Source organism: Caulobacter sp. Root1455 (assembly GCF_001426905.1).
Taxonomy (GTDB): domain Bacteria; phylum Pseudomonadota; class Alphaproteobacteria; order Caulobacterales; family Caulobacteraceae; genus Caulobacter.
This window is the reverse complement of the sequence record NZ_LMFQ01000022.1, coordinates 93,302-119,438: the sequence shown is the minus strand read 5'-3', so window position 1 is coordinate 119,438 and position 26,137 is coordinate 93,302. Positions and strand designations below refer to the sequence as shown.

The 26,137-nt window shown below is 71.3% G+C and carries 22 protein-coding genes; 18 read left to right on the top strand and 4 right to left on the bottom strand.

Features of this window, described 5'->3' with window-relative positions:
* The first annotated feature begins 39 nt into the window (after nt 1–39).
* The 3 genes from ASD21_RS15065 to ASD21_RS15055 all read left to right on the top strand — a co-directional run bounded on the left by ASD21_RS15065 (nt 40) and on the right by ASD21_RS15055 (nt 5,339).
* Nucleotides 40–462, top strand: a complete 423-nt coding sequence (locus tag ASD21_RS15065; protein ID WP_235524896.1) for an NlpC/P60 family protein — start codon at nt 40–42, stop codon at nt 460–462.
* A 10-nt stretch (nt 463–472) separates the two neighbouring features.
* Entirely contained in the window at nt 473–4,309 is a 3,837-nt protein-coding gene (locus ASD21_RS15060; RefSeq protein WP_056442772.1) for a baseplate multidomain protein megatron, read from the top strand.
* A gap of 85 nt (nt 4,310–4,394) precedes the next feature.
* Complete coding sequence (locus ASD21_RS15055; RefSeq protein ID WP_056442771.1) at nt 4,395–5,339, top strand: DnaJ C-terminal domain-containing protein; 945 nt, start codon at nt 4,395–4,397, stop codon at nt 5,337–5,339.
* A gap of 277 nt (nt 5,340–5,616) precedes the next feature.
* Here ASD21_RS15055 and ASD21_RS15050 read toward each other — a convergent pair whose 3' ends face one another.
* Entirely contained in the window at nt 5,617–6,591 is a 975-nt protein-coding gene (locus tag ASD21_RS15050; protein ID WP_056442770.1) for a hypothetical protein, read from the bottom strand.
* A 261-nt stretch (nt 6,592–6,852) separates the two neighbouring features.
* On the opposite strand from ASD21_RS15050, the gene ASD21_RS15045 reads away from it, so the two are divergent.
* From ASD21_RS15045 to ASD21_RS14990, 13 genes are all read left to right on the top strand, one after another.
* The gene (locus ASD21_RS15045; RefSeq protein WP_056442768.1) at nt 6,853–7,170 is read left to right on the top strand and encodes a PepSY domain-containing protein; all 318 of its coding nucleotides are present in this window, start codon (nt 6,853–6,855) and stop codon (nt 7,168–7,170) included.
* A 38-nt stretch (nt 7,171–7,208) separates the two neighbouring features.
* Entirely contained in the window at nt 7,209–7,886 is a 678-nt protein-coding gene (locus ASD21_RS15040) for a response regulator transcription factor (RefSeq protein WP_056442765.1), read from the top strand.
* Between the two features lie 152 nt (nt 7,887–8,038).
* A complete protein-coding gene (locus ASD21_RS15035; protein ID WP_056442762.1) occupies nt 8,039–9,421 on the top strand; it encodes an ATP-binding protein in 1,383 nt (460 codons plus the stop codon).
* Nucleotides 9,422–9,793: 372 nt separating this feature from the next.
* On the top strand, nt 9,794–11,134 hold the full coding sequence (locus ASD21_RS15030) for a hypothetical protein (RefSeq protein WP_056442759.1): 1,341 nt from the start codon (nt 9,794–9,796) through the stop codon (nt 11,132–11,134).
* Between the two features lie 67 nt (nt 11,135–11,201).
* Nucleotides 11,202–12,323 (top strand): c-type cytochrome biogenesis protein CcmI, encoded by a 1,122-nt coding sequence (ccmI, locus tag ASD21_RS15025; RefSeq protein ID WP_056442758.1) that lies wholly within the window; start codon nt 11,202–11,204, stop codon nt 12,321–12,323.
* On the top strand, nt 12,320–12,823 hold the full coding sequence (gene ccmE, locus ASD21_RS15020; protein ID WP_056442757.1) for a cytochrome c maturation protein CcmE: 504 nt from the start codon (nt 12,320–12,322) through the stop codon (nt 12,821–12,823). The genes ccmI and ccmE overlap by 4 nt, the downstream gene beginning before the upstream one ends.
* On the top strand, nt 12,820–14,796 hold the full coding sequence (locus ASD21_RS15015) for a heme lyase CcmF/NrfE family subunit (protein WP_056442756.1): 1,977 nt from the start codon (nt 12,820–12,822) through the stop codon (nt 14,794–14,796). Before ccmE ends, ASD21_RS15015 begins: the two co-directional genes overlap by 4 nt.
* Nucleotides 14,793–15,257: a cytochrome c-type biogenesis protein gene (locus ASD21_RS15010; protein ID WP_056442755.1), complete on the top strand. Its 465-nt coding sequence runs from the start codon at nt 14,793–14,795 to the stop codon at nt 15,255–15,257. Before ASD21_RS15015 ends, ASD21_RS15010 begins: the two co-directional genes overlap by 4 nt.
* A gap of 145 nt (nt 15,258–15,402) precedes the next feature.
* Nucleotides 15,403–16,974: a trypsin-like peptidase domain-containing protein gene (locus ASD21_RS15005; protein WP_056442754.1), complete on the top strand. Its 1,572-nt coding sequence runs from the start codon at nt 15,403–15,405 to the stop codon at nt 16,972–16,974.
* 140 nt (nt 16,975–17,114) lie between these two features.
* Complete coding sequence (locus ASD21_RS15000; protein ID WP_056442753.1) at nt 17,115–17,786, top strand: response regulator transcription factor; 672 nt, start codon at nt 17,115–17,117, stop codon at nt 17,784–17,786.
* 47 nt (nt 17,787–17,833) lie between these two features.
* Nucleotides 17,834–18,055, top strand: a complete 222-nt coding sequence (locus ASD21_RS14995) for a hypothetical protein (protein ID WP_056442751.1) — start codon at nt 17,834–17,836, stop codon at nt 18,053–18,055.
* Nucleotides 18,056–18,370: a type II toxin-antitoxin system RelE/ParE family toxin gene (locus ASD21_RS23425; RefSeq protein ID WP_082554790.1), complete on the top strand. Its 315-nt coding sequence runs from the start codon at nt 18,056–18,058 to the stop codon at nt 18,368–18,370.
* Nucleotides 18,371–18,373: 3 nt separating this feature from the next.
* Nucleotides 18,374–19,780: a sensor histidine kinase gene (locus tag ASD21_RS14990; RefSeq protein WP_056442748.1), complete on the top strand. Its 1,407-nt coding sequence runs from the start codon at nt 18,374–18,376 to the stop codon at nt 19,778–19,780.
* Between the two features lie 83 nt (nt 19,781–19,863).
* On the opposite strand, the gene ASD21_RS14985 is transcribed toward ASD21_RS14990, so the two are convergent.
* The 3 genes from ASD21_RS14985 to ASD21_RS14975 form a co-directional block, all read right to left on the bottom strand.
* Nucleotides 19,864–20,415: a hypothetical protein gene (locus ASD21_RS14985; protein ID WP_056442745.1), complete on the bottom strand. Its 552-nt coding sequence runs from the start codon at nt 20,413–20,415 to the stop codon at nt 19,864–19,866.
* A gap of 113 nt (nt 20,416–20,528) precedes the next feature.
* The gene (locus tag ASD21_RS14980) at nt 20,529–21,428 is read right to left on the bottom strand and encodes a M56 family metallopeptidase (RefSeq protein WP_056442742.1); all 900 of its coding nucleotides are present in this window, start codon (nt 21,426–21,428) and stop codon (nt 20,529–20,531) included.
* Nucleotides 21,418–21,786, bottom strand: coding sequence for a BlaI/MecI/CopY family transcriptional regulator (locus tag ASD21_RS14975; protein ID WP_035078147.1), 369 nt, complete (start codon nt 21,784–21,786; stop codon nt 21,418–21,420). The genes ASD21_RS14980 and ASD21_RS14975 overlap by 11 nt, the downstream gene beginning before the upstream one ends.
* 134 nt (nt 21,787–21,920) lie before the next feature.
* On the opposite strand from ASD21_RS14975, the gene ASD21_RS14970 reads away from it, so the two are divergent.
* Together ASD21_RS14970 and ASD21_RS14965 are read left to right on the top strand one after the other, a co-directional pair.
* Nucleotides 21,921–23,051 (top strand): threonine aldolase family protein, encoded by a 1,131-nt coding sequence (locus ASD21_RS14970; protein WP_056442740.1) that lies wholly within the window; start codon nt 21,921–21,923, stop codon nt 23,049–23,051.
* 39 nt (nt 23,052–23,090) lie between these two features.
* Complete coding sequence (locus ASD21_RS14965; RefSeq protein WP_156398390.1) at nt 23,091–25,979, top strand: bifunctional [glutamine synthetase] adenylyltransferase/[glutamine synthetase]-adenylyl-L-tyrosine phosphorylase; 2,889 nt, start codon at nt 23,091–23,093, stop codon at nt 25,977–25,979.
* The last annotated feature ends 158 nt before the right edge of the window (nt 25,980–26,137 follow it).

Sequence of the window (26,137 nt, the reverse complement as noted above, 5' to 3'; positions counted from 1 at the left end):
GCGGTCCGTAGGGGGCAAGTGTTCGCCGCCGAAACGTCGGTGAGTTCACGCGCCCTGGCCGAAGCCCGCCTCTGGCTCGGCACCCCCTATCAGCACCAGGCCTCGCTGCGCGGGGTCGGCTGCGACTGCCTGGGCCTGGTGCGCGGGGTCTGGCGGGCCTTGCACGGCGCGGAGCCCGAGGCCCCGCCGCCCTATCGCCCCGACTGGGCCGAGCTGGGCGGGCGCGAGCTGCTGGCGCAGGCGCTCGAACGCCGGCTGATCCCGCTGGATCCCGCCGCCGTCCGCCCGGGCGACGTGCTGCTGTTCCGCATGGCCCCCGGCGCCCCGGCCAAGCACTGCGCGATCGCCTCGGCGCACGACCGGATGATCCACGCCTATTGGGGCCGCGCCTGCGTCGAGAGCTGGCTGGGCCGCTGGTGGCGCGAGCGGCTGGTCGCGGCGTTTCGTTTTCCCGAAGTCTGAAGGACACCCCATGGCCCAGGTCATTCTCTCCGCCGTCGGCTCGGCTCTGGCGGGACCGATCGGCGGGGCGATCGGCTCCACGGTCGGCCAGGCGATCGACAACGCCGCGATCAACGCCCTCACGCCGGCCCGCCAGGTCGGACCGCGCATCCCGGCGCTTCGGCTGTCGGGCGCGGCGGAGGGCGCGCCGATGGCCGCGGTGTTCGGCCGGGCCCGGGTGGCCGGCCAGGTGATCTGGGCCGCGCGGTTCAAGGAACGCTGGGTCGACGGTCATGCCGGCGGAAGCCCATTCGGAAGCAAGGGGAGCCCGCGCACCACCAGCGCCGCCTACAGCCTGTCGTTCGCCGTCGCCGTCTGCGAAGGCCCGATCGACGGGATCGGCCGGGTCTGGGCCGACGGCAAGCCGATGGACATGGCCGGGGTGGTCATGCGCGTCCACACCGGGGCCGAGGACCAGGCGCCCGATCCGCTGATCGCGGCGGTCGAGGGGGAAGCCCCGGCCTATCGCGGCACGGCCTATGTGGTGTTCGAGGACCTGCCGCTGGGCGCCTACGGAAACCGTCCGCCGCAGCTGTCGTTCGAGGTGTTCCATCGCCCCCGCGCCGGCGGCGCGCCGGCGGGTCTCGAAGACCATCTGAAGGGCGTCTGCCTGATCCCCGGCGCGGGCGAGTTCGTCTACGCCACGGATCTGGTCCTGCGCCGCGACGGCCTGACCCGGACCACGGCCGAGACCCTGAACAACAGCGAGGGCCGTCCCGACCTGATGGTGTCGCTCGACCAGCTGCAGGCCCAGCTTCCCAAGGTGGAGGAGGTGACCCTAGTGGTCGCTTGGTTCGGCGACGACCTGCGCTGCGGGTCGTGCGCGATCCGGCCCAAGGTCGAGACGGCGGCCAAGGCGACCCTCCCGTTCGACTGGCGGGTCAACGGCGTGGAGCGCGCCGACGCGGCGGTGGTCTCGCAGAGCGGCGGCGGCCCGGCTTATGGCGGCACGCCGGCCGACCGGGCCGTGCTGCAGGCCATCGCCGAGCTGAAGCGGCGCGGGCTGCGCGTGACGCTCTATCCGTTCGTGCTGATGGACGTGCCGGCGGGCGCCGGCCTGCCCGATCCCTACGGCGGCGCGGCCCAGGGCGCCTATCCCTGGCGCGGCCGGATCACCTGCCATCCCGCCGCCGGTCGCGCCGGTTCGCCGGACAAGACCGCCGCCGCGACCGCCCAGGTCTCGGCCTTCTTCGGCGCGGCGACGGCGGCCCAGTTCGGGGCCGCCGACGGCCTGCCGACCTACAGCGGCCCGGCCGGCGACTGGGGCCTGCGGCGAATGCTGCTGCACTACGCCAAGCTGGCCCAGCTGGCGGGCGGGGTGGACGGCTTCATCCTGGGCTCGGAGCTGCGCGGCCTGACGACGGTGCGCGACGGGGCCTCGTCCTATCCGGCCGTGACCGGGCTGAAGAGCCTGGCCGCCGAGGTGCGGAGCCTGCTGGGGCCGGCGACCAGGCTCGGCTACGCCGCCGACTGGAGCGAGTATTTCGGCCACCAGCCGGGCGACGGGTCCGGCGACGTCCACTTCCACCTCGACCCGCTGTGGAGCGACGCGAACATCGATTTCGTCGGGATCGACTTCTATCCGCCGATGGCCGACTGGCGCGACGGCGACGACCATCTGGACCTGGGGCAGGGCGGGCCGCACGACATCGCCTATCTGCGCGGCAACCTGACCGGCGGCGAGGGCTTCGACTGGTTCTACGCTTCCGACGCCGCGCGGACGACGCAGACCCGCACCCCGATCACCGACGGCGCCCATGCCGAGCCCTGGGTGTTCCGGCCCAAGGACCTGCGGGGCTGGTGGAGCCATCAGCACTTCAACCGTCCGGGCGGCGTCCGCGCGGCGACTCCGACCGCCTGGGTTCCGCAGTCCAAGCCGCTGCGGCTGGTCGAGTTCGGCTGCGGCGCGGTCGACAAGGGCGCCAACGCGCCCAACCTGTTCGTCGATCAGAAGAGCGCCGAGAGCGCCCTGCCGCCGTTCTCGGACGGGACCCGCGACGAGGTCGGCCAGCGCCGGGCGCTGGAGGCGGTGCTGGCCCACGTCGCCGATCCGGCGACCAATCCGGTCTCGCCGGTCTATGGCGGGCCGATGATCGAGGGCGCGGCGGCCTGGTGCTGGGACGCCCGGCCGTTCCCAGACTTTCCGGCCCGGAGCGGCGTCTGGGCCGATGGGCCGAACTGGACGCTGGGCCACTGGCTGAACGGCCGGGCCGGGATCGCGCCGCTGCCTGAACTGGTCGCCGCCCTGGCCGATCGGGCCGGCGTGGCGATCGACCCCGGCGAGGCCGGCGGCTCGGTGGTCGGCTATGTGGTCGACCGGCCGATGCGGCTGCGCGACGCCCTGGCGCCCTTGCTGGAAGCCTTCGCCCTGGACCCGGTCGAGCGCCAGGACGGCGTCGTGCTGGCCGGCCGCTCCGGCCCGCCGGCCCTGACCGTGGGCGACGACGACCTGGCCTGGCCGGAGGATCGCGACGGGCCGGTCGCCGCCGTCCGGACCCTGGCCGCCCCAGTCCAGACCCTGCGCCTGCGCTTCATCGACGCCGCCCGCGATTACCAGACCGGCGCGGTGATCGTCCGGCGCGAGAGCGGGCCAGGTTCGGGGGAGGGGAGCGCCGACCTCGACGCGCCGCTGGTGCTGGCCGCCGCCGAGGCCCGCGCCGTGGCCGAGCGGCTGCTGGCCGCCGCCGACCCGCGCGAGGCCACCGTCCACCTGTCGCCGCTGGCCGCCCTGCGCCTGGAGCCCGGCGACCGGCTCTCGCTCGACGGCGCGACCTGGCGGGTGACGCGGATCGATCTGGACGAGCATCCCCACGCCCAGCTGGCGCCGGTGGTCGATCCGGTGCGGGTCGGGGGCGACCTCGACTGGACGCCCGCCCCGCCGCGCGAGGTCCCGGGCCCGCCGGTGCTGCACGTGCTGGACCTGCCGGGCCAGACCGACGAACGGCCGCTGGCGGCGGTGGCCGCCGCGCCGTGGCGGGCCTTCGACATCCATGCCGGCGTCGGGCCCGAGGCCCTGCGCGCGCGGGCGACGGCCGCCGTCCCCGCCACGGTGGGCGTCACCCTGTCGGACTTGCCGGCCGGGCCGCTGCACCGCTTCGACCGCGCCACGCGGCTGACCGTGCGGCTGGAGGGCGCGGCCCCGGTCAGCCGCGACCGCTCGGCCGTCCTGGCCGGCGCCAACGCCCTGGCCGTGCGCGGGACGGGCGGCGAATGGGAGATTCTCCAGTTCCTGACCGCCGAGCCGGTCGGGAGCGACGTCTGGACCCTGTCGGGCCTGCTGCGCGGCCAGTCCGGCAGCGACCCGGCCATGGCGGCCCTGACCCCGGCCGGCGCGGCGGTGGTGGTGCTGGACCAGGCCCTGGTCCGCGCCGACCTGGCCCTCGCCGAGCGCGGCCTGCCGCTGACCTGGCGCGCCGCCCCGGCCGGCGGCCCGGCCTCGGGACCGTCGATGAGCGAGACGTTCGAGACTTGGCGCGGCCTGTCGGCCCGCCCCTGGTCGCCGGCCCACCCGCGCGTGAGAGCCCAGGCCGGCGACGCCGTCGTGACCTGGATCCGCCGGACCCGCCTGGCCGGCGACGGCTGGGACGCCGAGGTCCCGCTGGGCGAGGAGCGCGAGGTCTATCGGGTCGAGATCCTGGACGGCGGGACCGTGGTCCGCGCGGCCGAAACGACCGCGCCGGCGTTCATCTACACGGCCGCTCAGCGCGCCGCCGATTTCCCCGCTGGACCGACCGGGGCCCTGGCTGTCAGGGTCGCCCAAGGCTCGGCCCTGTTCGGCTGGGGCGCGTCACGCCAGGTCTTCCTGTGATATTAATGCAACATAACGCTTGCGCGCCGCGCCGAACGGCCTAATTGAAGCGTTCCGCCTTTTCGAACTGACGTGAGGAGCCTCCTTGGCGCGCGACCCCTATCTGGAGCTTGGCGTTTCCCGCACCGCGAGCGCGGCGGAAATCCGCAAGGCTTTCCACAAGCTCGCCAAGCAGCATCACCCCGACGCCAACAAGGGCGACAAGAAGTCGGAGGAGAAGTTCAAGCAGGTCAGCGCCGCCTTCGACATCCTGGGCGACGTCGACAAGCGCAAGAAGTTCGACGCCGGCGAGATCGACGCCGACGGCCGCGAGACCATGCGCGGCGGCTTCGGCGCGGGCGGCGGCAATCCGTTCGGGGCCGGCTTCGGCGGGCGCGGCGGCGGCGGCTTCCGCGGCGGCGGCGGCGAGGGGCCGGAGATCGACCTCAACGACCTGTTCGGCGACATCCTGGGCCGCAATCGCGGCGCCGGGGCCGGCATGGGCGGCGGCGCCCGCGGCGGCTTCTCGCCCAAGGGCGCCGACGTGCGCGCCCGGCTCGACATCGACCTGGAAGAGGCGATCAAGGGCGGCAAGAAGCGCGTGGCCTTCTCGGACGGCCGCACGATCGACGTGACCATCCCGGCCGGCGCCCAGGAAGGCCAGACGCTTCGCTTGAAGGGACAAGGCAGCCCCGGCCGGGGCGGGCAGGGCGACGCCCTGATCGAGCTGGCCGTCAAGCCGCACCCGATCTACCGACCCGAGAACGGCGCCCTGGTCATGGACCTGCCGATCAGCGTCCCCGACGCGGTGCTGGGCGGCAAGGTCGAGGCCCCCACGCCCGACGGCCCGGTCACCCTGACCGTCCCCAAGGGCTCCAACAGCGGCGCCAAGCTGCGCCTCAAGGGCCGCGGCCTTTCGGACGCCAGGGGCCACCGCGGCGACCTGTTCGCCCGGCTGGTGGTGACGCTGCCGGACGCGCCGGACGCGGAGCTGGAGAAGTTCGCGGAGACCTGGCGCGAGAAGCGGCCGTATGCGCCGAAGCGGCGGTAGACGTATCGACATTTGTCGACACGACGGGGTTTGAGGCGGATGCTTCAGCGTTAAAGCGCTGGAGTCCGACCGTGCAGGTGCTGATCAAGAAGTGGGGCAACAGCGCCTCGGTGCGCATTCCCACGGCCGTGATGGCGGCCGCCTCGCATCGAGCCGATTTGCGCCCCGACCTACACCCTGGATGAATTGCTGGCGGGCATGCGGCCGGAGACCTTTCCCGATAGCGAGAGCTTCGGCCCAGCCGTCGGCCAAGAGACCCAGCCAGCCTAACGCTCCCTCACCCCACCCCGTTCGGCAGCGCCGCCTTCTTGATCAGATAGGCCCCCTGGCCGATGCCGAACGAACCCAAGAGGGCGGTGTCGACGTCGGGCAGCTGGGTGGTCTTGACGATGTCGATCAGGGTCAGGAACTCCCAGCTGGCGCAGGCGAAGATCACCGTGGCCACGCCGCTGATCAGGATCATCTGGAAGTCGCCCAGGTCGGCGTCGCCGAAGTCGTTGAGCACCAGGTCGGTGAAGCTGGGCCGGGTCGCCGGGGCGGCGGTCGCGACGACGCCCGTGGCGGCGGCGCTGGCGCTCTTCTGCACGGCCACGACCTTGGCGGCGCCGAACGACAGGCCCGAAAGGCCCGTCATGGCCAGGACGTTGGCGGTCATCGAGATCCCGCCCATGAATTCCCAGCCCAGGAACCAACCGCGCAGGATCACGGCGGCGCCATAGACCACGGCGACCACGCCGAACCACAGCACCATCTGGGTCTGGGAATTGCTCATGCGGTTGTCGTCGCCGACCAGGAATCGCCACGGCTTGCCGATGGTGGCGAAGGTGGCGGCGGCGGCGATGACCGCGAAGGCGGCGACCAGGGCGATCAGTCGCTGCAGGATCGGCACGGGCCGGGCGACGCGGGTGATCTGGACCACGTGCTGGGGGTTCAGCGGATTGTCCACCGTCAGCCAGATCCGGTCGCCCGGCCGGGCGCCCAGGTCCAGGGCCTGCTTGTCGGCGGGACGGTCGACGGTCAGCGCCACGGGCGCGGCGGCGCCGGTCGGCAGGAAGGTGAGCCGGTCGGAATTGGCGCCCAGGGCCGAGGGTTCGACGCCGACGGCCTGGATCACGCCCTCGGCCGTGGCGGGCGAGGCGCTGGGCGGGGGCGTGTCGGCGCGGGCCGTGGCGGGCGGACTCGAGGCCAGCGCCAAGCCGAGGGCCAGGCCGCACATCAAGGCCAGGCCCCGGAAATTTCCGAACGGTCGCATATGTTCCCCCCAAGGACCTTTCGAAGGTCCGGCGTCGCGTCCAGGTCCGGGCTGAATCCCGACGCCCTGCACGCGAGGATTGCACGCTAGAACCGTGTTATTTGACTGGCAAGCCCGAGCTTGAAGCGTCGCCGACGCCGGGATCGAGCGGCCGGCGGCGGGCAGGGCTTTCCCGCGCCGAATCCGTGACAGAACGTCGCTACACGTCCATAACGGCCGTGTTCAGCCTCTATTCAGCCGCAACGCTTTAGATCGTAGCCCATGAAGCCGATCCACTTCCTCTTCGCCGCCGTTCTGGCCGCCGCCGCCCTCCCGGGCGTGGCGTCCGCGCAGCGCGGCCCGGACTCGCTGGGCGCCGATTGGCGCGCCCGGCAGGACCAGGCGCGTGGCGGCGTGCAGTCGGGCCAGCTGGTGCCGCTGAGCCGGGTGATCGAACAGATCGGCCGGCGCACGCCCGGCCGCGTGCTTGACGCCGGCCTGGAAGGCCCCAATTACCGGGTCCGCTGGGCCACCACCGACGGTCGCCGCATCGACTTCATCGTCGACGCCCGGACCGGTCAGATCCTCAGCGCCAACTAAGCTCCAAACCGCGTCACGAGACAGAGGCTCCCCCAAAAATGCGCATCCTGCTTGTCGAAGACGATCCCGACCTGTCGCGTCAGCTGAAGCTGGCCCTGGGCGACGCGGGCTACGCCGTCGATCACGCCGCCGACGGCGAGGAGGCCCAGTTCCTGGGCGAGACCGAGCCCTACGACGCGGTGGTGCTGGACCTGGGCCTGCCCAAGGTGGACGGCGTGTCGGTGCTGGAGCGCTGGCGGCGCGGCAATGTCGCCACGCCGGTGCTGATCCTGACCGCCCGCGGCTCGTGGAACGAGAAGGTGGCGGGCTTCGACGCCGGGGCCGACGACTACCTGACCAAGCCGTTCCACACCGAGGAGCTTCTGGCCCGCCTGCGCGCCTTGCTGCGCCGCTCGGCCGGCCACGCCTCGCCCAGCCTGTCGTGCGGCGGCCTGCGCCTGGACCCGCGCGCGGCCCGGGCCAGCGTCAACGGCGAGCCCCTGCGCCTGACCTCGCTGGAATACCGCCTGCTGCACTACATGATGATGCACCAGGGCCGGGTGATCGGCCGCACCGAGCTGGTCGAGCACCTGTACGACCAGGACTTCGACCGCGACTCCAACACCATCGAGGTGTTCATCGGCCGGCTGCGCAAGAAGCTGGGCAGCGACCGCATCGAGACCGTGCGCGGCCTGGGCTACCGCCTGACGCCGCTGGAAGGCGAGACGACCGAGTAGGATCGCCGGTTGACGCCGGGGGTTCGCCCTCGTCCTTCGACAGGCTCAGGATGAGGGCTACTGTGAGCGGCGGATCGGTGGAAAACCTCATCCCGAGCCTGTCGAAGGACGAGGTTTTCGGACCCGCGGCCTTGGCCGAGGGGCTCTAGATCATGTGGGACCTCAGCAAGCCCTCGCTGGTCCGGCGGCTGGTGTTGCTGGCCGGGATCTGGAACCTGGTGGTGCTGGTCCTGGCGGGCGTCTTCCTGACCGCCCAGTTCCGGGACGCGGCGATCCGGCGCTTCGACCAGTCGCTGGCCGTGCTGACCGACGACCTCTATGCCGGCTCGACCGTCGAGGACGGGGTGCTGAAGGCCCCGTTCCTGACCGACATCCGCGCCACCCGGGCCTATTCGGGCCGCTACTGGACGATCCTCGACCAGCCGGCCGGCGGGGGCGGGCTGAACGTCATCGAACGCTCGCGCTCGCTGTTCGACAGCGACCTGGCGATCTCGGTCGAGCAGTCCGAGCGGCTGATGGCCGAGCCGGGCAAGACGCTGTATTTCGACCTCAGGGGCCCGCAGAACCGGCCGCTGCGCGCCGCCGCCCTGCTGGCCCGGCTGCCGGACTATCCGCGGCCGGTGGTGTTCATCGCCGCCGAGGACCGCTCGCCGATCGACGCCGACGCCGACCGATTCGCCCGCATCACCTCCCTGGCCCTGGTCATCCTGGGCGTCGGCCTGATCGCCGCGGTGGTGGTGCAGGTGCGAGTCGGCCTGCTGCCGCTGTTCCGCCTGCGGCGCGAAGTGGCCTCGGTGCGGCGCGGCCGGTCCGAAAAGCTCGAGGGCGCCTATCCCGAGGAGCTGGAGCCCCTGGCCGTCGAGCTGAACGCCCTGCTGGCCCACAACCAGGAGGTCGTCGAGCGCCAGCGCACCCACGTCGGCAACCTGGCCCACGCCCTGAAGACCCCGCTGTCGGTGATGCTGACCGAGGCGGGCCAGCGGCCCGGCGCCCTTTCCGAAGTCGTCGAGCGCCAGGCCCAGACCATGCGCGAGCAGGTCGACCACCACCTGCGCCGGGCCCGGGCCGCCGCCCGTTCGCAGACCTCGGGCGAGCGCACGCCGGTCGAGCCGATCATGGACGAGCTGGCCGTCACCCTGGAGCGGATCTTCCAGGACAAGGGCGTCGAGATCGACTGGCGGTGCCCGGAGAACCTGTGCTTCCAGGGCGAACGCCAGGACTTCATGGAGCTGGCCGGCAACGTGATGGAGAACGCCGGCAAGTGGTGCAAGGGCAAGGTGCGGGCCGTGGCCGCGGCCAGCTCGCCCGAGCAGATGACCCTGACCGTGGACGACGACGGACCCGGCCTGCCGCCCGACCGCTGGAGCGACGCCCTCAAGCGCGGCCAGCGGATGGACGAGCACACCCCGGGCTCGGGCCTGGGCCTGTCGATCGTCGACGAACTGGCGCGGGCCTACGGCGGCTCCGTGACCCTGGGCGCCTCGCCGCTGGGCGGGCTGAGGGTGACCTTGGTGCTGCCGCGATCGGGAGGGTAGGGCCTTTTCTCCTCACCCGTGAAACGGGGGAGGTGGCACGGCGCCGATAGGCGACGTGACGGAGGGGGCGTCCAGACCGCCCACTCGAGAATCAGTCCCCATGGTCCAGATCCTGGATGTCGCCTAACGCCCCTCCGTCACGCTGCGTATTCGCAGCGCGCCACCTCCCCCCCCGTTTCACGGGTGAGGAGAGCGACGGCGGTGTTTGCTCAACCCAGCATTTCGCCGATTTTCGACAGACACCGGCGGACACGGTCCAGCGACCTTTCGACACCGTTCTTTGAACAGCAAAAAGATATGGTTTCGGAAAGTCTTAACCTCGTTGGCAACATGGTTGACGCGGCCCAGAGTGGACTGGTCCAGCGGGGGGTTATGGCCGGGATCGCCGCCAACAAGTTGCTGATGGTTCGGAAGCTGGTGGAAACCGCGCCCGACGCCGCTTTGCGCAGCCTTGAACTCGCCCTGGCCGGTCCGGCCGGCGGGCAGGGCGCGTTGGCGGCCGTGCGCGGCCTCGTCGAGGACGAGACCGCCGCCCGCTACGTCCGCAACAGCGTGCTGGCCCCGATCGTCCCGCTGTGCGCCCAGCGCGACACCGAGCAGACCTCCTTTCCGCCCCGCACCCTGACCCTGCTGTGGTCCGCCTTGAAGGCCAAGGCCCCCAAGGAGGTCGAGGAGGCCGCGGCGCGCTGCAATCCGTGGGACCTGGACGAGGGCCCGCCCGAGGTTTTCAACGAACTCTGCAAGATCGCCGCCAAGGGCCTGCGCGCCCAGACCGACGCCGGCTTCCAGGCCCTGGACGCGATCTGCGACATCGACGAGCTGGCCTCGTGTCTGGAGCTGTCGGCCATCGTCCGCGTCGCCCTGCCCAGGCTGCAGGAATGGGTCAGCAAGATGAGCGAGGAGCGCGCCTCCGCCGCGCGCCTGGCCTACAAGGACGCCTGCAAGATCCGCCCGGACGCCGGGCCCCTGCTGTTCGAGATGCTGGCCGCCCACCTGCCCGACGACTGGCGGATCCTGCGGGTGATCTCGGCGGTCATGGAGCGGCCGAACGACAAGTTCTGGGCCTCGTCGGAGGTCAGCGTGTTCGGCGAGCGGGTGCTGACCGACATCGCCAAGAACATTGACCTCATTACGACCTTCGACCTGGACAAGGGCCAGGCCGAGGGCCGCAAGGCCGCCCAGGCCGCCCACAAGGTCTCCCAGGAGATCACCGAGTTCGAGCAGTCTGTGAACCTGGCCAAGGACGGTCCCTGGGGCCGGCGGATCGCCAAGCACAAGCAGGCCGTCGCCCACGCGGTCGAGACGCGCATGAACGGCGCCGAGCGGGAGCTGCTGGCGGCCCTGCCGCTGCGGCCGATCTCGATGCTCGGCGGCAAGAAGGGCAAGGGCGTGCCGCAGCTGACGACCGAGCCCGACGAGGCCCTCGGCCGGCGGCTGACCGCCGTGCTGACGTTCATCGCCGAGATCCGCGGCTGCGCCATGCAGAGCGGCTATGGGGCCAGCCGGGCCAAGGTGCTGGAGAAGCTGAACGGGCGCCTGGACCAGTACATCGAGGACATCCTGCACGTCGTCCGCACCGGCGACGGCGGCGACCAGGGCCTGGCCCGGCTCTATGTCGACCTGGCCGCCGGCTACATCGCCTACAGCCGCGACGAGAAGACCGCCGAGATCGTCCGCCGGCGCGCGGCCGCGGCGATGGCGGCCGCCGCGTAACCCCATCGGGTTCCTTAAGCGCTTTTTTCGCTAACGGCCGACGCCGTTTCCCCGCTAACACGCGGGCATGATCGCTTTCTGGATCGCCGCGGCGGGATTGTCGGCCGTCGTCGCCGCCCTGATGATGCGCGGCGCCGCGCGAGCATCCTTGGGCGTGGGCGACGACGCCAGCCTCGCCGTGCACCGGCGGCAACTGTCCGAGATCGACGACCTGGCCGAACGGGGCCTGCTGGCCGACGCCGAGCTGAAGGGCGCGCGGGCCGAGGCCGGCCGTCGGCTGCTCGCCGCCGCCGACCACCAGGCCCCGTGGCCCGCCGCCAATCCCCGGCTGCGGCCGCTGGTGCTGGTCCTGGCGGCCGTCGCGCCGGTGATGGCCCTCGGGATCTATGGACTGATCGGGGCCCCGGGCCTGGCCGACCAGCCGTACCTGAAGCGCGTGGCCGCGTGGCGCAACACCGATCCCGCCCAGCTGGAGCCGCGTAAGATCGCCGCCGTGCTGGAGCAGATCGCCATCCAGCGCCCCACCGATCCCGAACCGCTGAAGAACCTGGCCCTGGCCCGGATGGCCGCCGGCGACGCCGCCGGCGCGTCCCAGGCCCTGCGCCGCGCCGTGATCGTCGCCCCCGCCCGCGCCGACCTGTGGGCCGGGCTGGGCGAGACCTTCGTGGCCGAGGGCCAGGGCGAGATCGGGCCGGACGCCCGCAAGGCCTTCGCCGAGGCGCTCAAGCGCGATCCCCGCAACACCAGCGCCCGCTACCATCTGGGCCTGGCCCGGATCGCCGACGGCGACGTCAAGGGCGGCCTGGCCGACTGGAAGGCGCTGCTGGCCGACCTGCCGCCCGACGATCCGCGCCGCATGGGCTTTGGCCACCAGATCGCCCAGGTCGAGGCCCAGGGCGGCCTGCCGCCTTCGGCCGCCCCGACCGGCCGCCCCGCCGAAAGCGCCCAGGGCGGTGACGTCCAGGACATGATCCAGGGCATGGTCGCGGGCCTGGCCGCCCGGCTCGAGGCCAATCCCGACGATCCCGACGGCTGGATCAAGCTGGTGCGCGCCTATTCGGTGCTGGGCGACGACGCCCGCCGCGACGCCGCCCTGGCCAAGGCCCAGACGCGCTACAAGGATCAGCCCAAGGTGCTGGCCGCCCTGCGTCAGGCGGCCCAGACCCCGTCCCAGAAGACCCAGCCATGAGCTTCCTGCCCAAATCCCGCAAGGCGCGCCGCCGCCTGACCGTCCTGGCCGTCGCCGCGCCCGTGGTGGCCTTGGCCGTGGGCCTGGCCCTGTGGGGCATGCGCGACGCCATCTCGCTGTTCTACACCCCGGCCCAGGCCGCCGCCGCCCACGTGCCGGCCGGCCGCAAGGTGCAGCTGGGCGGGCTGGTCAAGGCCGGCAGCGTCGTCAAGCATCCGGACGGCCTGGTCGAGTTCGTGATCGCCGATCAGCGCTCCACGGCCCTGGTGCGCTATCAGGGCGACCTGCCGGACCTGTTCCGCGAAGGGCAGGGGATCGTCGCCTCCGGCGCCTTCGACCCGTCCGGGACCTTCGTCGCCAAGCAGGTGCTGGCCAAGCACGACGAGCGCTACATGCCGCGCGAGGTCTCCAAGGCCCTGAAGGAACAGGGCGAGTGGCGCGGCGACGGCGCCCAGCCAACCTATAAGGCGCCGACCTACGGCGCGAAGACCAAGTCATGATCACCGAATTCGGCGCCTACGCCCTCGTCCTGGCCCTGGTCCTTTCGGCGCTGCAACTGAGCCTGTCGGCGATCGGCGGCGCTCGGCGTTCGGCGCTGCTGGCCGGAGCCGGCCGCGGCGCGGCGCTCGGCGCCTTCCTCTGCACGGCCCTGACCTTCCTGGCCCTGGTCCACGCCTTCGTGATGTCGGACTTCTCGGTGGCCAATGTCGCGGCCAACTCCCACACCGCCAAGCCGATGCTCTACAAGGTGGCCGGCGCCTGGGGCAGCCACGAGGGCTCGATGCTGCTGTGGTGCCTGGTGCTGACCGGCTACGGCGCGGCCGTGGCCAGCTTCGGCGAGGCCCTGCCGCCGCGCCTGCGGGCCTACGCCGTGGCCACCCAGGGCGCGCTGGGCGTGCTGTTCCTGGCCTACACCGTCTTCGCCTCCAACCCGATGACCCGCTTGCTCGACGTCCCGGTCGAGGGCGCGTCGCTGAACCCGCTGCTGCAGGACCCGGCCTTGGCCTTCCACCCGCCGTTCCTCTATTGCGGCTATGTGGGCTTCTCGGTGGTGTTCTCGTTCGCCATGGCCGCCCTGATCGAGGGGCGGGTCGACGCGGCCTGGGCCCGCTGGGTGCGGCCCTGGACCCTGGCGGCCTGGAGCTTCCTGACCATCGGCATCACCTTGGGCGCCTTCTGGGCCTATTACGAGCTGGGCTGGGGCGGCTGGTGGTTCTGGGACCCGGTCGAGAACGCCAGCTTCATGCCCTGGCTGATCGGCTCGGCCCTGCTGCACTCGGCCGTGGTGCTGGAAAAGCGCGGCGCCCTGCCGGGCTGGACGGTGTTCCTGGGGCTGGCGGCCTTCACCTTCTCGATGCTGGGCGCGTTCCTGGTGCGCTCGGGCGTGCTGACCAGCGTCCACGCCTTCGCCGTCGACCCGACGCGCGGGATCCTGCTGCTGACCATCATGGGCGTGGCGGCCGGGGCCGGCTTCCTGCTGTTCGCCCTGCGCGCCCCCAGCCTGAACGCCGGCGGCCTGTTCGCCCCGGTCAGCCGCGAGAGCGCCATCGTCCTGAACAACATCATCCTGTCGACGGCCACGGCGGTGGTTCTGGTCGGCACCCTGTTCCCGCTGATCCGCGAGGCCATGGACGGCGAGGCGGTGTCGGTGGGCGCGCCGTTCTTCAACATGACCTTTGTTCCCCTGATGGTGCTGGCCATGGCCGTGCTGCCGGCCGGGCCGCTGCTGGCCTGGAAGCGCGGCGACGCGCGGCTGGTCGTGCGCCGCCTGTGGCTGGCCCTGGCGCTGGCCGCGATCCTGGGCCTGGTCGCCTTCGCCGTCGTCGCCCCGCGCAGCGGCCTGGCCAGCGCCGGCCTCGTGGTCGGCTTCTGGCTGATCGGCGGGGCGGTGCTGGAGCTGGCCGAGCGGATCAAGGCCTTCCGCGCCCCCTGGGCCGAGGTGCGCCGCCGGGCGACCGGTCTGCCGCGCGGCGCCTGGGGCACGACCCTGGCCCACGCCGGCCTGGGGATCTTCGTGCTGGGCGCGTCGTTCGAGACCACCTGGCGGGTCGAGGCGGCCCAGGCCCTGAGCGTCGGCGGACAGCTGAAGCTGGGCGCCTATGAGCTGGTGCTGACCGACGTCGGCACGGTCGAGGGCTCCAACTACATCGCCGAGCGCGGAACCGTGAGGATCACCCGGGACGGCGCGCCGGTCTGCGAGGCCAAGCCCGAGCGCCGGTTCTATCCCGCCGGCCGCCAGACCACCTCGGAGGTGGCGATCTGCCCCAAGGTGCTGGACGACCTCTATGTCGTGCTGGGCGAGCGCCGGGCGGGCGAGAACGGCCAGCCGGCCTGGCTGGTGCGGGCCTTCGTCAATCCGTGGGTGCGGCTGATCTTCCTGGGCCCGCTGGTCATGGCGATCGGCGGCCTGGTGTCGTTGTCGGACCGCCGGCTGCGGTTCGGCGTGGCCAAGCGCGCGGAGACGGCGGCGTGAAGCGGCTGCTGATCGCCCTGGCCGCCGTCGTCTGCATGGCCGGCGCCGCCGCCGACCCGGCCGAGCGTCTGCCCGACCCCGCCCAGGAGGCCCGGGCCCGCGAGATCTTCCGCGAGGTGCGCTGCCTGGTCTGCCAGAACGAGTCGATCGATGATTCCGAGGCCGCCCTGGCCGGCGACCTGCGCCAGGTCGTACGCGACCAAGTGAAGCAGGGACGCAGCGACCAGCAGATCCGCGCGTTCCTGGTGGAGCGCTACGGCGAGTTCGTGCTCCTCAAGCCGCCGTTCTCGCCCGGCAACGCGTTGCTCTGGGCCACGCCCGGGATTGCGCTGATCTTGGGCGGCGTGCTGATGGTGCTGCTCCTGCGCCGGCGACCCACGCCGGCGGCCGACGGTGAAGATGCGCAGACACTTTCCCAGGTGGAGGAAGCGCGTCTTCAGGTGTTGTTGAAGGACGAATGACACGATTGCGCCGCGATGACGCCGCAAGACCATCTTGAGCGTGGGCGCATGATCTCTTCGAAGACCATTGCGCCTTTCGCCAGCGCAACTAGGTTCTCAAGCCAAGGACCCGGCGCCGCGCGCCGTGGGTGAGGAAAGACGTAAGATGGCTGCTAGGAAGTCTGGTTTCTTTGTCGGTGCGGTCGCCGGCGCGGGCGTGGCCTGCGCGGCGCTGGCCGGGGTCGGCATGCGCATGGCGCCCGCTGGGGCGGCCGAGCCGGCCCAGGTGATCCGCACCTCGGGCGCTCCGGCCCCGATGTTCGCGCCGCCGCCCGGCGCGCCGATGTCGTTCGCCGACATCTTCGAACAGGTCTCGCCCGCCGTGGTGCAGATCGACGTGACCTCCAAGGCCGCCGCGGCCCCGCGCCTGCGCATCCCCGGCCTGGAAGGCTTCGACATCGTGCCGCGCGGCCAGAAGCCGGGCGAGGAGGGCGAAGAGCCCGCGCCGGGGCCCAAGCAGCAGTCCTCGGGCTCGGGCTTCTTCATCTCGGCCGACGGCTATCTGGTCACCAACAACCACGTCGTCGCCGACGCCGATGACGACGGCATCAACGTCGTCCTGAAGGACGGCCGCGAGCTGAAGGCCACCATCGTCGGTCGCGACGAAGGCACCGACCTGGCCGTGCTGAAGGTCGTCGATCCCAAGGCCAAGGGCGCGGCGTTCCCCTATGTGAACTTCGAGAACCAGGCCAAGCCGCGGGTCGGCGACTGGGTGATCACCATCGGCAACCCGTTCGGCCTGGGCGGCACCGCCACGGCCGGCATCATCTCGGCCTACAACCGCGACCTGGGCGACAGCTCGTCGACCTTCGTCGACTACATCCAGATCGACGCGCCGATCAACCGGGGCAATTCCGGCGGTCCGTCGTTCGACATCTACGGCCGGGTGATCGGGGTCAACACCGCGATCTTCTCGCCGACCGGCGGCTCGGTGGGCATCGGCTTCGCCATCCCCGCCGACGTGGCCGAAGCCACCGCCAAGCAACTGATCGCCGGCGGCAAGGTTGTGCGCGGCTACATCGGCGCGCAGATCCAGCCCTTCACCAAGGAAATGGCCGACGCCCAGGGTCTGGGCGACGTCAAGGGCGCGATCGTCGCCGACCTGGTGCAAGGCGGTCCGGCCCAGAAGGGCGGCCTGATGCCCGAGGACGTGATCACCGCCGTCAACGGCGTGGCGATCAAGAGCGGTTCGGAACTGACCCGCGAAGTGGCCAAAGGCCGTCCGGGCGACACCCTGAAGCTGTCGGTCCTGCGCGGCGGCAAGCCCCGCACGGTGGAGATCAAGTCGGGCGTGCGTCCGACCGAGAAGGAGCTGGCCCTCAACGACGACGACACCGACGAGGGCGGCGCCGACGCGCCGGCCAAGCCGCAGGTCCAGAAGTCGGAAGCCCTGGGCATGAGCCTGGCGCCGATCGACGATGCGGCGCGCCGCACCTACAGCATCGACCCGGCCGTCCGCGGCGTGCTGATCGACGGCGTGAAGGCCAATTCCGACGCCGGCGAGAAGGGCCTGCGCAAGGGCGACGTGCTGACCAGCGTCAACGGCGAACCCGTCACCTCGGCCGCCCAGGTGGCCTCGGCGGTGGACGCCGCCAAGAAGCTGCAGCGTCCCAGCGTCAACCTGCGGATCATCCGCGCCGGTCGTCCGACGATCGTGCCGCTGAAGATCACGCCGTAACGCAATGACGTAACGGTGGTGCGCGGGGGCTTTCGCCCGCGCGCGGATCACGTCACCATCGCCGGGACGTGACGACAACACGATAGAGGGCGTCATCGATTCGCACGGTGGCGCCCTTTCGTGCATCTGGGGATTTGCGCATGCGTATTCTGATCATCGAGGACGATCTCGAGGCGGCGGCGGCGATGAGCCACGGCCTGACCGAGGCCGGCTACGCCTGCGTCCACGCCCCCGACGGCGAGGCCGGCCTGACCGAGGCGGGCAAGGGCGGTTTCGACGTGATGATCGTCGATCGGATGATGCCCAAGAAGAACGGCGTCGAGGTGGTCGAGACCCTGCGCCGCGAGGGCGACCAGACGCCGGTGCTGTTCCTCTCGGCCCTGGGCGAGATCAACGACCGCGTGGTGGGCCTGCGGGCCGGGGCCGACGACTATCTGGTCAAGCCCTACGCCTTCGCCGAACTGATGGCCCGGGTCGACGCCCTGTCGCGCCGCCGCGAGACGGGCGCGGTCGCGACCACCCTCAAGGTGGGCGAACTGGAAATGAACCTGATCAACCGGACGGTCCATCGCCAGGGCAAGGAGATCGATCTCCAGCCCCGCGAGTTCCAACTGCTGGAATTCATGATGCGCCACGCCGGCCAGTCGGTGACCCGCACCATGCTGCTGGAGAAGGTGTGGGAATACCACTTCGACCCGCAGACCAACGTCATCGACGTGCACATTTCCCGGCTGCGCTCGAAGATCGACAAGGGCTTCGACCGGGCCATGCTGCAGACCGTGCGCGGCGCGGGCTACCGGCTCGATCCGTAGGCGGCGTCTAGGTTTTGTCGTTGGCCGACCCGTGATAGGTTGGACCCATGAACAAGCTGGCCCAGCCCGTTCCCGATGACGACGAGCTTTTCGGCCCGGAGCTTTCCGAGGCCGAGATGGAAGCGTGGATCGCGCGCAACCGCGATGCGATTAATGAGTCGCTCCGGGAAGCGCGTCAGGAGTTCGCGGAAGGCAAGGCCGAGCCATGGGATATGGACGACATATTGGCCGATCTTCGTGCCGAGTTCGCAAATAATTCCAAGCCCTGAATGACGTCGCCCACGGTCGTAAGATCCGCGAAAGCTCGACGAGACATTCGAGAACTCTATACGTGGATCGTAGAAGACAGCGGTTTGTCGCGAGCGGAAATGATTGTCGATCGTTTCGAAACTGCTCTTCGCCGTCTCGCGCGGCGCCCGCTCATGGGGCGACTCCGCTCTGACTTCGAAGGCGGCCCGCGATCGTTTTCTGTCGGGCCATGGCTCATCGTGTATGAACCTTTACAGGACGAGAGCGGCATTCACCTGCTTCGTATTATCGATAGCCGCCGCGATGTCGCGGCTCTGCTCGGCAAGAAGAGCTAGCCCATGCGCCTGCCGCGCCTGATCCGATCCACGCCGTTCCGGCTGACCCTGCTGTTCCTGGCCCTGTTCGCGGCGGGCGCCAGCGCGTTCATGGGCTACATCTACCTGGCCACGGCCGGCGAGGTGAACCGGCGCGCCGACGCCGACATCACCCGCGAAATGGAGAGCCTGGAGGCCGCCTACCGGGTGGGCGGGATCAACGCCCTGAACCAGACCATCGTCGAGCGCGCCACCGGCGAGCGGCCGTTCCTGTATCTGCTGCTCGACAAGGAGGGCAAGCGGATCTCCGGCTCGATCGAGGAGTCGCCGATCGACGACTTCGAGGGCCCCGGCCCGACCTGGGAGACCTTCAAGCTCACCGAGACCGACATCGACGGCGCCGAGGTCAAGCGCGCGGCGCGGGGCGTGCAGGAGCGCCTGACCGGCGGCGAGGCCCTGTTCGTCGGGGCCGACGTCCAGGAGTCGGAAGGCTATGTGATGAACATCGTCCGGGCCCTGCGCGGGGCCGGGGCGCTGGTCATCATCCTGGGCCTGACCGGCGGGTTGCTGATCAGCCGCAACGTCTCGCGCAGCATGCAGGGCCTGGTCGACGTCGTGAACGCGGTGCGGGCCGGCGACCTGCACGCCCGGGCCCAGGTGCGCGGCACCCGCGACGAGTATGACGAGCTGGCCGAGGGCCTCAACGACATGCTCGATCGCATCGAGCGGCTGATGGGCGGCCTGCGCCACGCCGGCGACGCCATCGCCCACGACCTGCGCTCGCCCCTGACCCGCCTGCGGGCCCGCATGGAGGTGGCCCTGATCGATGCCGAGAACGGCAAGGGCGATGCGATGGCGGCGCTGGAGACGGCCCTGGTCGACGCCGACGGCGTGCTCAAGACCTTCAACGCCGTGCTGGCCATCGCCCGTCTGCAGGCGGCCGGCGAGGCGCCCAACCAGGAAGTCTTCGACGCCAGCGAACTGGCCTCGGACATGGCCGAGCTCTACGAGGCCAGCTGCGAGGACAAGGGCCTGGACTTCAAGGCCGAGATCGTCCCCGCGCTCAGCATCCGGGGCAACCGCGAGTTCATCGCCCAGGCCCTGGCCAACCTCCTCGACAACGCCATCAAGTACACGCCCGAGGGCGGGGCGGTGATGTTGCGGGCCCGGCGCACCTCGTCGGGCGAGCTGGAATTCTCGGTCACCGACACCGGCCCCGGCGTGCCCGAGGCCGACCGTGCCCGCGTCGTCCAGCGCTTCGTGCGCCTGGAGAACAGCCGCAGCGAGCCGGGGGCGGGCCTGGGCCTGTCGCTGGTCCAGGCGGTGGCCGCCTCGCACGACGGGCGGCTGGAACTGGCCGAGGGACCGGGCGAGTACGGCGGCTTCGGGCCGGGCCTGCGCGTGGCCCTGGTGCTGCCGCGGGTGGAGTAGGGGGCTCATCCCCTTCGCTCCTCTTCCCCCTCTGGGGGAAGACGGCCGAAGGCCCGTAGGGGGCAAGTGATCGCCGCCTCGACCTATTCCGGACGCCCGTACACCACGTCATGGCATCGCTCCCGCCCCAGCTTGGTCGGGCAGAATCCCGTCTCCTCCGAGCCGTCGCGGATCACCACGTAGCGGTCGCGCCGGCAGGCCCACCATTCCTGCTCGAAGTCGGGGCGGTCGTCCTGCTTGAACACCGGCTCGTCGCCCTGGGCGTAGAAGCGGGTCATGCCCGTCAGGCCGCCGAAGCTGCCCCAGCCGTTGACCAGGCCGCAGACCCGTCCGTCGCGCCGCGCCCAGACCTTGCCCAGCTCCAGGGCGTGCGGCTGGGCCAGGCGGGCGATCAGCCGAGGCTTGACGCTGGCCCAGCGCACCCGCGCCATCGACCTGGCGGCGATCAGCTGGGCGCCCTCCCTGGCCGGGGCCTTGGGCTCGACCTCCAGCTCGTACTGCACGGTGAACATCACCATCAGGCCCACGGCGAAGGTGATCAGGGCCATGACGCTCAGCTCGAAGATCCTCACCGCCAGCGCCTTGCGATGACTGCGAGGGCCTCGGTTCGCCGGCATCCTGAGAACGAAGGTCATGGTCGGCCCCACCCCTCCACGCCAAGCGTGGATTACATCTGTAGTCTTCGAAAGTTACAGATGTAATCCAGACCGTCAAGCCACGGACGCGGGGCCGCGATCGATCGACGGGATCAGTGGTTGAGCTTGGGCAGGGTGATGCCGTCGACCGGGCTGTCGCCGACGAACCGGCCGGGCCAGGAGATCTCCTGGCTGGGCAGGGGGCCGCGCGGGGTGACCGTCCACACGCCCAGGGCGGTGATCACCGCCATCAGGGCGATCGCGGCGGCGCCGGCGGTCTGGCGGCGATAGCTGGGCTCGGGCCGAGCCAGCAGCTTGACCCGCAGCAGCAGCGGATGGGCCGCGAAGAAGCAGGCCAGGGGCGAGCCGGTCCGGCGCGTGTGCGCCTCGACCAGGGCCTGGGCATAGGTGCGCCGCAGGTTGGGACGCAGGCTCAGGACCGAGGCGTCGCAAGCCATTTCCTGGTCCAGCCGCGCGCACAGGGCGCCGACATGGATCAGCGGATTGCACCAGCCCAGGACCTGGATGGCGGCGATGGCTAGGTTGGCGACCGGGTCGCCGCGCTTGATGTGGGCGCGCTCGTGCAGGTCGACGATCTTGCGCGCCTGTTCGTCGAAGCGGGCGGCGAAGTCGGCGGGCAGCACGACCCGAGGCCAGAAGACGCCCATGACCGCCGGACCGGCGCGGCCGGCCTGGGCCCGGGCCCGGAAGGCGCGTTCCTGCAGCAGGATCACCGTGGCCAGGGCGACGCAGCCGGCCAGCCAGACGGCCATCACCATCACCGCGCGCTCCTCGCCCATCAGAGGCGGAGGAGCCCCCGAACCCAGGGTCTCGGACAGGCTGGGGAACACCGTGGCGATCGCCGCGACCGGGACCAGGGCCCACAGGCGATAGGCCAGGCCGGCGCCGAACACCGTCCGCATCGGACCGCGCAGCAGCAGGACCAGCAGCACCGCGGCGGCGGCCGCCGCCTGGGTGCGCAACAGGGTCAGGGCCAGCAGTTCAGCCATCATGTTCGAGACCCTCGATCAGAGTCTTCAATTGCTTGATCTCGTCGGTCGACAGGGCGCGATGCTGGGCGAAATGCGCCACCAGCGGCGTCAGCTGGCCGTCGAAAAGTCGGTTCAGCAGGCTCTGGCTCTCGGCCTGCACATAGTCGGCGCGCTGGATGATCGGGGCGTAGCGCGCCCGGCCCTCGATGCGGTCCGAGCGGATCGCCTTGCGCTTCAGCAGCCGGTTGATCAGCGTCTTGACCGTCGCCTCGCCCCAGCCTTGCGGCTCGGCGACCTCGGCCATGATCTCGTCCACCGTCAACGGATGGCGCGTCCACAGCGCGTCCATGATGCGGCTTTCGGCCTGAGTGATGTTCATGGCGTTCCGATCTCCGACTCCAACGATTACGCCTGTAACATCGGCTGTCAAGCGACGGCGATCATGAGCAAGCTTTAACGTCGCGGCCGCACCCGGCGATGGTATGCGGGTTCTGTCGCCAACGAGGGTTTCCGATGGATCGTCGCCATTTCCTGTCGCTGTCCCTGGTCGCCGCGGCGGCCCCCGCCGTGAGCTGGGCGCGGCAGTCCGCCCCGCCGTCGTTTCCCCCTGTCGACGCCCGCAGCGTCTGGCTGGTCGGCGACAGCGCGCCGCCCGATCCGGAGCGCGGCGCCCGACGACTGCTCGAACTGATCCAGCGCGGCGGCAAGCCCCGCGACTCCTACCTGGCCAACGGCGCCGTCGCCGAACTGGAGGCCCGGTTCGCCAAGCTGCTGGGCAAGGAGGACTGCGCCTTCCTGGCCACCGGCACCCTGGCCAATCACCTGGCGGCCCGCGTCCTAGCGGGCGACGCCTCGCGGGTGATCGTCCAGCACGAAAGCCATCTCTATCGCGACGAAAGCGACGCGACCCAGCTTCTGTCGGGCCTGAACCTGGTGGCCCTGGCCGAGGGGCGGGCGGGGCCGAGCCTCGCCGAGATCCGGGCGGCCGTCGACGAGGCCGAGAACGGTCCCTATCCGCTGCGCGTCGGGGCGATCGTCCTGGAAAGCCCCGTGCGACGCCTGAAGGGCGAGATGATCGATCCGGCCCTGATCCGCGAGATCTCGACCTACGCCAGGGCCAAGTCCATCAAAATGCACCTGGACGGCGCGCGCCTTCTGCTGGCCCCGCCGGGTTACGACATCGCCGGCACGGCCGCCCTGTTCGATACCGTCTATGTCTCGCTCTACAAGTATCTGGACGCGCCGTTCGGGGCGGTGCTGGCCGGCTCCAAGGCCGACATCGCCAAGGTCCGCGACCTGCGCCACCGGTTCGGCGGGACGATCTACCAAGGCTGGCCCTGCGCGATCCTGGCCCTGGGCGCGCTGGACGACTTCGAGGCCCGCCACCGCGCCGCCTTCGCCGCCGCTGACCAGCTGTTCGCGGCGCTGCAGGCGCGGGGGTTGGCGAAGCTGAAGCCCGCGCCGAACGCCTCCAACATCCGCGAGCTGGTGCTCCAGCCGAAGATCGTCGAGGGGGTGTTCGACCGAATGCGCGTCGCGGGCGTGCGGATGCTCAAGCCCGAGGGCGGCGTCGTTCAGGTCTATGTCAACGACACCATCACCCGTCGTCCGATCGAGGAGTATGTGAAGCTGTTCACCGGCTAGGGGATGACGAAGCCGGGAGCGGCGGCCACAGTGGCCGCCATGACTCGCCTGCTCGAACGCCTCACCCCCTGCGGCCCCGTGGTCGATCCCAAGGCCGCCGAACGGGCGCATGAGACGATCACGCGACGGGTCGGCGAGGCCGCGCCCCTGGTCGAGGCCGCCTGGCCCGCTTTGGCTCCGGTGTTTTCCGCCTCGCCCTATCTGACCGGCCTGGCGCGGCGCGACGCCAAGCGGCTGCCCTCGATCCTGGACGGCGACCCCGAGGCGCGGCTGGCCAGCATCCTGGCCGCCGCCGAGGCCGTGGGGGCCGAGCCGGACTTCGAGACCGCCCGCCGCGCGATGCGCGAACTGAAGGCCGACCTGCACCTGCTGACCGCCCTGTGCGACCTGGGCGGGGTCTGGGACCTGGACGCGGTCACCGCCGCCCTGACCCGCTTCGCCGACGCGACCCTGCACGCCTCCCTGGCCCAGGCCGTGCGGCTGGAGGTGGCGCGCGGGGCCTTGACCCATGTGGGCGAGGGGCCGGACGGCCCGGCCCCGGGCCTGTTCTGCATCGCCATGGGCAAGCACGGGGCCTTCGAGCTCAACTATTCCAGCGACATCGACTTTTCGATCTTCTACGCGCCCGAGACCCTGCCGGTCACCGAGGGCGTCGAGCCGCAGGGCGTGGCGGTGCGCATCGCCAACCACCTGGGCCGACTGCTGGCCGAGCGCACAGCCGACGGCTACGTGTTCCGCATTGACCTGCGCCTGCGTCCCGACCCGTCCTCGACCCCGCCGGCCATGCCGATCGACGCGGCCCTCGACTACTACGAGAGCGTCGGCCAGAACTGGGAGCGGGCGGCACACATCAAGGCGCGGATCTGCGCCGGCGACTTCGGGCGCGGCGCGGCGTTCCTGGCCGAGCTGCAGCCGTTCATCTGGCGCAAGAACCTCGACTTCGCGGCCATCGCCGACATCCATTCGATCAAGCGCCAGATCCACGCCTACAAGGTGGACGACCGGCTGACCGCCAAGGGGGCGGACCTGAAGCTGGGGCGCGGCGGCATCCGCGAGATCGAGTTCTTCGTCCAGACCCAGCAGCTGATCCTGGGCGGTCGTCATCCGGACCTGCGCAGCCCGCGCACGCTGGAGGCCTTGACCGCCCTGTCGGACGCCGGTCACGTCACGCCCGAGGACCGCGACTATCTGATCAAGGCCTACCGCGACCTGCGCGCCCTGGAGCATCGGGCCCAGATGATCGCCGACGACCAGACCCACAAGCTTCCGGAGTCCGACACCGACCGCAAGAAGGTGGCGGCCCTGTGGGGACACGGCGCGCTGCGCGGTTTCGACGCCGTGGTCGGCAACATCCTCAAGGGCGTGAACCGTCGCTACGGCGCGCTGTTCAAGGGCGAGGAGGAGCTGTCGTCGCGGTTCGGCAGCCTGGTGTTCACCGGCGTCGAGGACGATCCGGAGACCCTGGCCACGCTCAGGCGCATGGGCTTTTCGCATCCAGAGAGGGTGGCCGCCACGATCCGCGGCTGGCACCACGGCCACATCGCCGCCACCCGCACCGCGCGAGGCCGCGAGCTGTTCACCCGCCTGGCGCCGCGCCTGCTGGACGCCGCCAACGCTACCGGCGCGCCCGACGACGCCTTCAACCGGTTCGGCGACTTCTTCGCGGGCCTGAGCAGCGGCGTGCAGATCCAGTCGCTGTTCCTGGCCCAGCCGCGACTGTTCGAGCTGATCGTCGAGGTCATGGCCTTCGCCCCGCGCCTGGCCAGCACCCTGGCGCGGCGGCCCACGGCCCTGGACGCCCTGCTGGACCCGGCCTTCTTCGGGCCGATGGAGATGCCCAAGGACGCCCCCTGGGATCCGGCCGATTTCGAGGGCGCGATGGACGCCGCGCGGCGCCTGTTCCGCGACCAGAGCTTCCGGATCGGGGTGCGGGTGATCAGCGGCACGGCCGGGGCCCGCGACGCCGGCGCTGCCTTCGCCGACCTGGCCGACGTGATCGTCCGGGGCCTGGCGCCCGCCGCCCTGGCCGAGGTCGAACGGCTGGGCGGCGGCTTCCCGGGCCAGGTCGCCGTCGTCGCCCTGGGCAAGGCCGGCTCGCGGGAGATGACCGCCAAGTCGGACCTGGACCTGATGACGCTGTACGCCGCCGACGATCCGGCCGGCCAAGGGGATGCGGTCTCGGCGATCAAGGGCTGGGCGGCCGACAGTTTCTACGCCCGTTTCACCCAGCGCCTGACCTCGGCCCTGTCGGCGCCGACCGGCGAGGGCACGCTGTACGAGGTGGATCTGAAGCTGCGGCCGTCCGGCACGAAGGGGCCGGTGGCGGTCAGTTACGCGGCCTTCGAGGACTATTACGAGCGCGAGGCCGAGACTTGGGAGCTGCAGGCCCTGACCCGGGCGCGGGTGATCTGGGCCTCGTCCGCCGCGTTCCAGGCCCGGGCCGAGGCGGCGATCGCCGCGGCCCTGCGCCGGGCGCGGGACCCCCGGAAGACCGCCGTCGACGTGCTGGAGATGCGCCAGCTGATGGAGGACGAGCGGCCCGGCAAGGGCGACTGGGACCTCAAGCTGACCCCCGGCGGCCTGGTCGACATCGAGTTCGCCGCCCAGTTCCTGCAGCTGGTCCACGCGGCGGGCGGCGGTCCCCTGGCGCAGAACACCGGCGAGGCCCTGGCGGCCCTGGGCCGCGCGGGCCTGGGCGACCCGGCGGCGCTGGGCGCCCTGGAGGCGGCCTGGCGGCTGGAGCAGGACCTGTCGCAGCTGCTGAAGGTGGCGCTGGAGGACGGCCACGACCCGGACACCGAGCCCAAGGCGTTCCGGACGCTGCTGGCCCGGGCGGGCGGGGTGCGCGAGTTCCGGTCGCTGAAGACCAAGCTGGCCAAGGCGAAGCTGGAGGCCCGGGGGGCGTTCGAGGCGGTGGTGAGGGGTTAGTGGCTCACGGACTTGCCCCCACCTGACCGCTTCGCGGTCTGTCCGCCCCCATAGGGGGCGGAGGACGCGCGACGCCGGCGGCGGTTCCTCTTCCCCCTGTGGGGGAAGACGGTCGCGAAGCGACCCGTAGGGGGCAAGTGGTCGCATTCCACAGACTT

Bases quoted from the DNA above. Each gene is read 5' to 3' on its own strand.
- ASD21_RS23425 (WP_082554790.1), top strand. From the start codon at position 18,056: ATGACGTCGCCCACGGTCGTAAGATCCGCGAAAGCTCGACGAGACATT.
- ASD21_RS14985 (WP_056442745.1), bottom strand. From the start codon at position 20,415: ATGACCTTCGTTCTCAGGATGCCGGCGAACCGAGGCCCTCGCAGTCAT.
- ASD21_RS15005 (WP_056442754.1), top strand. From the start codon at position 15,403: ATGGCTGCTAGGAAGTCTGGTTTCTTTGTCGGTGCGGTCGCCGGCGCG.
- ASD21_RS14970 (WP_056442740.1), top strand. From the start codon at position 21,921: ATGGATCGTCGCCATTTCCTGTCGCTGTCCCTGGTCGCCGCGGCGGCC.
- ASD21_RS15000 (WP_056442753.1), top strand. From the start codon at position 17,115: ATGCGTATTCTGATCATCGAGGACGATCTCGAGGCGGCGGCGGCGATG.
- ASD21_RS15045 (WP_056442768.1), top strand. From the start codon at position 6,853: ATGAAGCCGATCCACTTCCTCTTCGCCGCCGTTCTGGCCGCCGCCGCC.
- ASD21_RS15030 (WP_056442759.1), top strand. From the start codon at position 9,794: ATGGCCGGGATCGCCGCCAACAAGTTGCTGATGGTTCGGAAGCTGGTG.
- ccmE (WP_056442757.1), top strand. From the start codon at position 12,320: ATGAGCTTCCTGCCCAAATCCCGCAAGGCGCGCCGCCGCCTGACCGTC.
- ASD21_RS14965 (WP_156398390.1), top strand. From the start codon at position 23,091: ATGACTCGCCTGCTCGAACGCCTCACCCCCTGCGGCCCCGTGGTCGAT.
- ASD21_RS14980 (WP_056442742.1), bottom strand. From the start codon at position 21,428: ATGATGGCTGAACTGCTGGCCCTGACCCTGTTGCGCACCCAGGCGGCG.
- ASD21_RS15040 (WP_056442765.1), top strand. From the start codon at position 7,209: ATGCGCATCCTGCTTGTCGAAGACGATCCCGACCTGTCGCGTCAGCTG.
- ccmI (WP_056442758.1), top strand. From the start codon at position 11,202: ATGATCGCTTTCTGGATCGCCGCGGCGGGATTGTCGGCCGTCGTCGCC.
- ASD21_RS14975 (WP_035078147.1), bottom strand. From the start codon at position 21,786: ATGAACATCACTCAGGCCGAAAGCCGCATCATGGACGCGCTGTGGACG.
- ASD21_RS15060 (WP_056442772.1), top strand. From the start codon at position 473: ATGGCCCAGGTCATTCTCTCCGCCGTCGGCTCGGCTCTGGCGGGACCG.
- ASD21_RS14990 (WP_056442748.1), top strand. From the start codon at position 18,374: ATGCGCCTGCCGCGCCTGATCCGATCCACGCCGTTCCGGCTGACCCTG.
- ASD21_RS15015 (WP_056442756.1), top strand. From the start codon at position 12,820: ATGATCACCGAATTCGGCGCCTACGCCCTCGTCCTGGCCCTGGTCCTT.
- ASD21_RS14995 (WP_056442751.1), top strand. From the start codon at position 17,834: ATGAACAAGCTGGCCCAGCCCGTTCCCGATGACGACGAGCTTTTCGGC.
- ASD21_RS15035 (WP_056442762.1), top strand. From the start codon at position 8,039: ATGTGGGACCTCAGCAAGCCCTCGCTGGTCCGGCGGCTGGTGTTGCTG.
- ASD21_RS15050 (WP_056442770.1), bottom strand. From the start codon at position 6,591: ATGCGACCGTTCGGAAATTTCCGGGGCCTGGCCTTGATGTGCGGCCTG.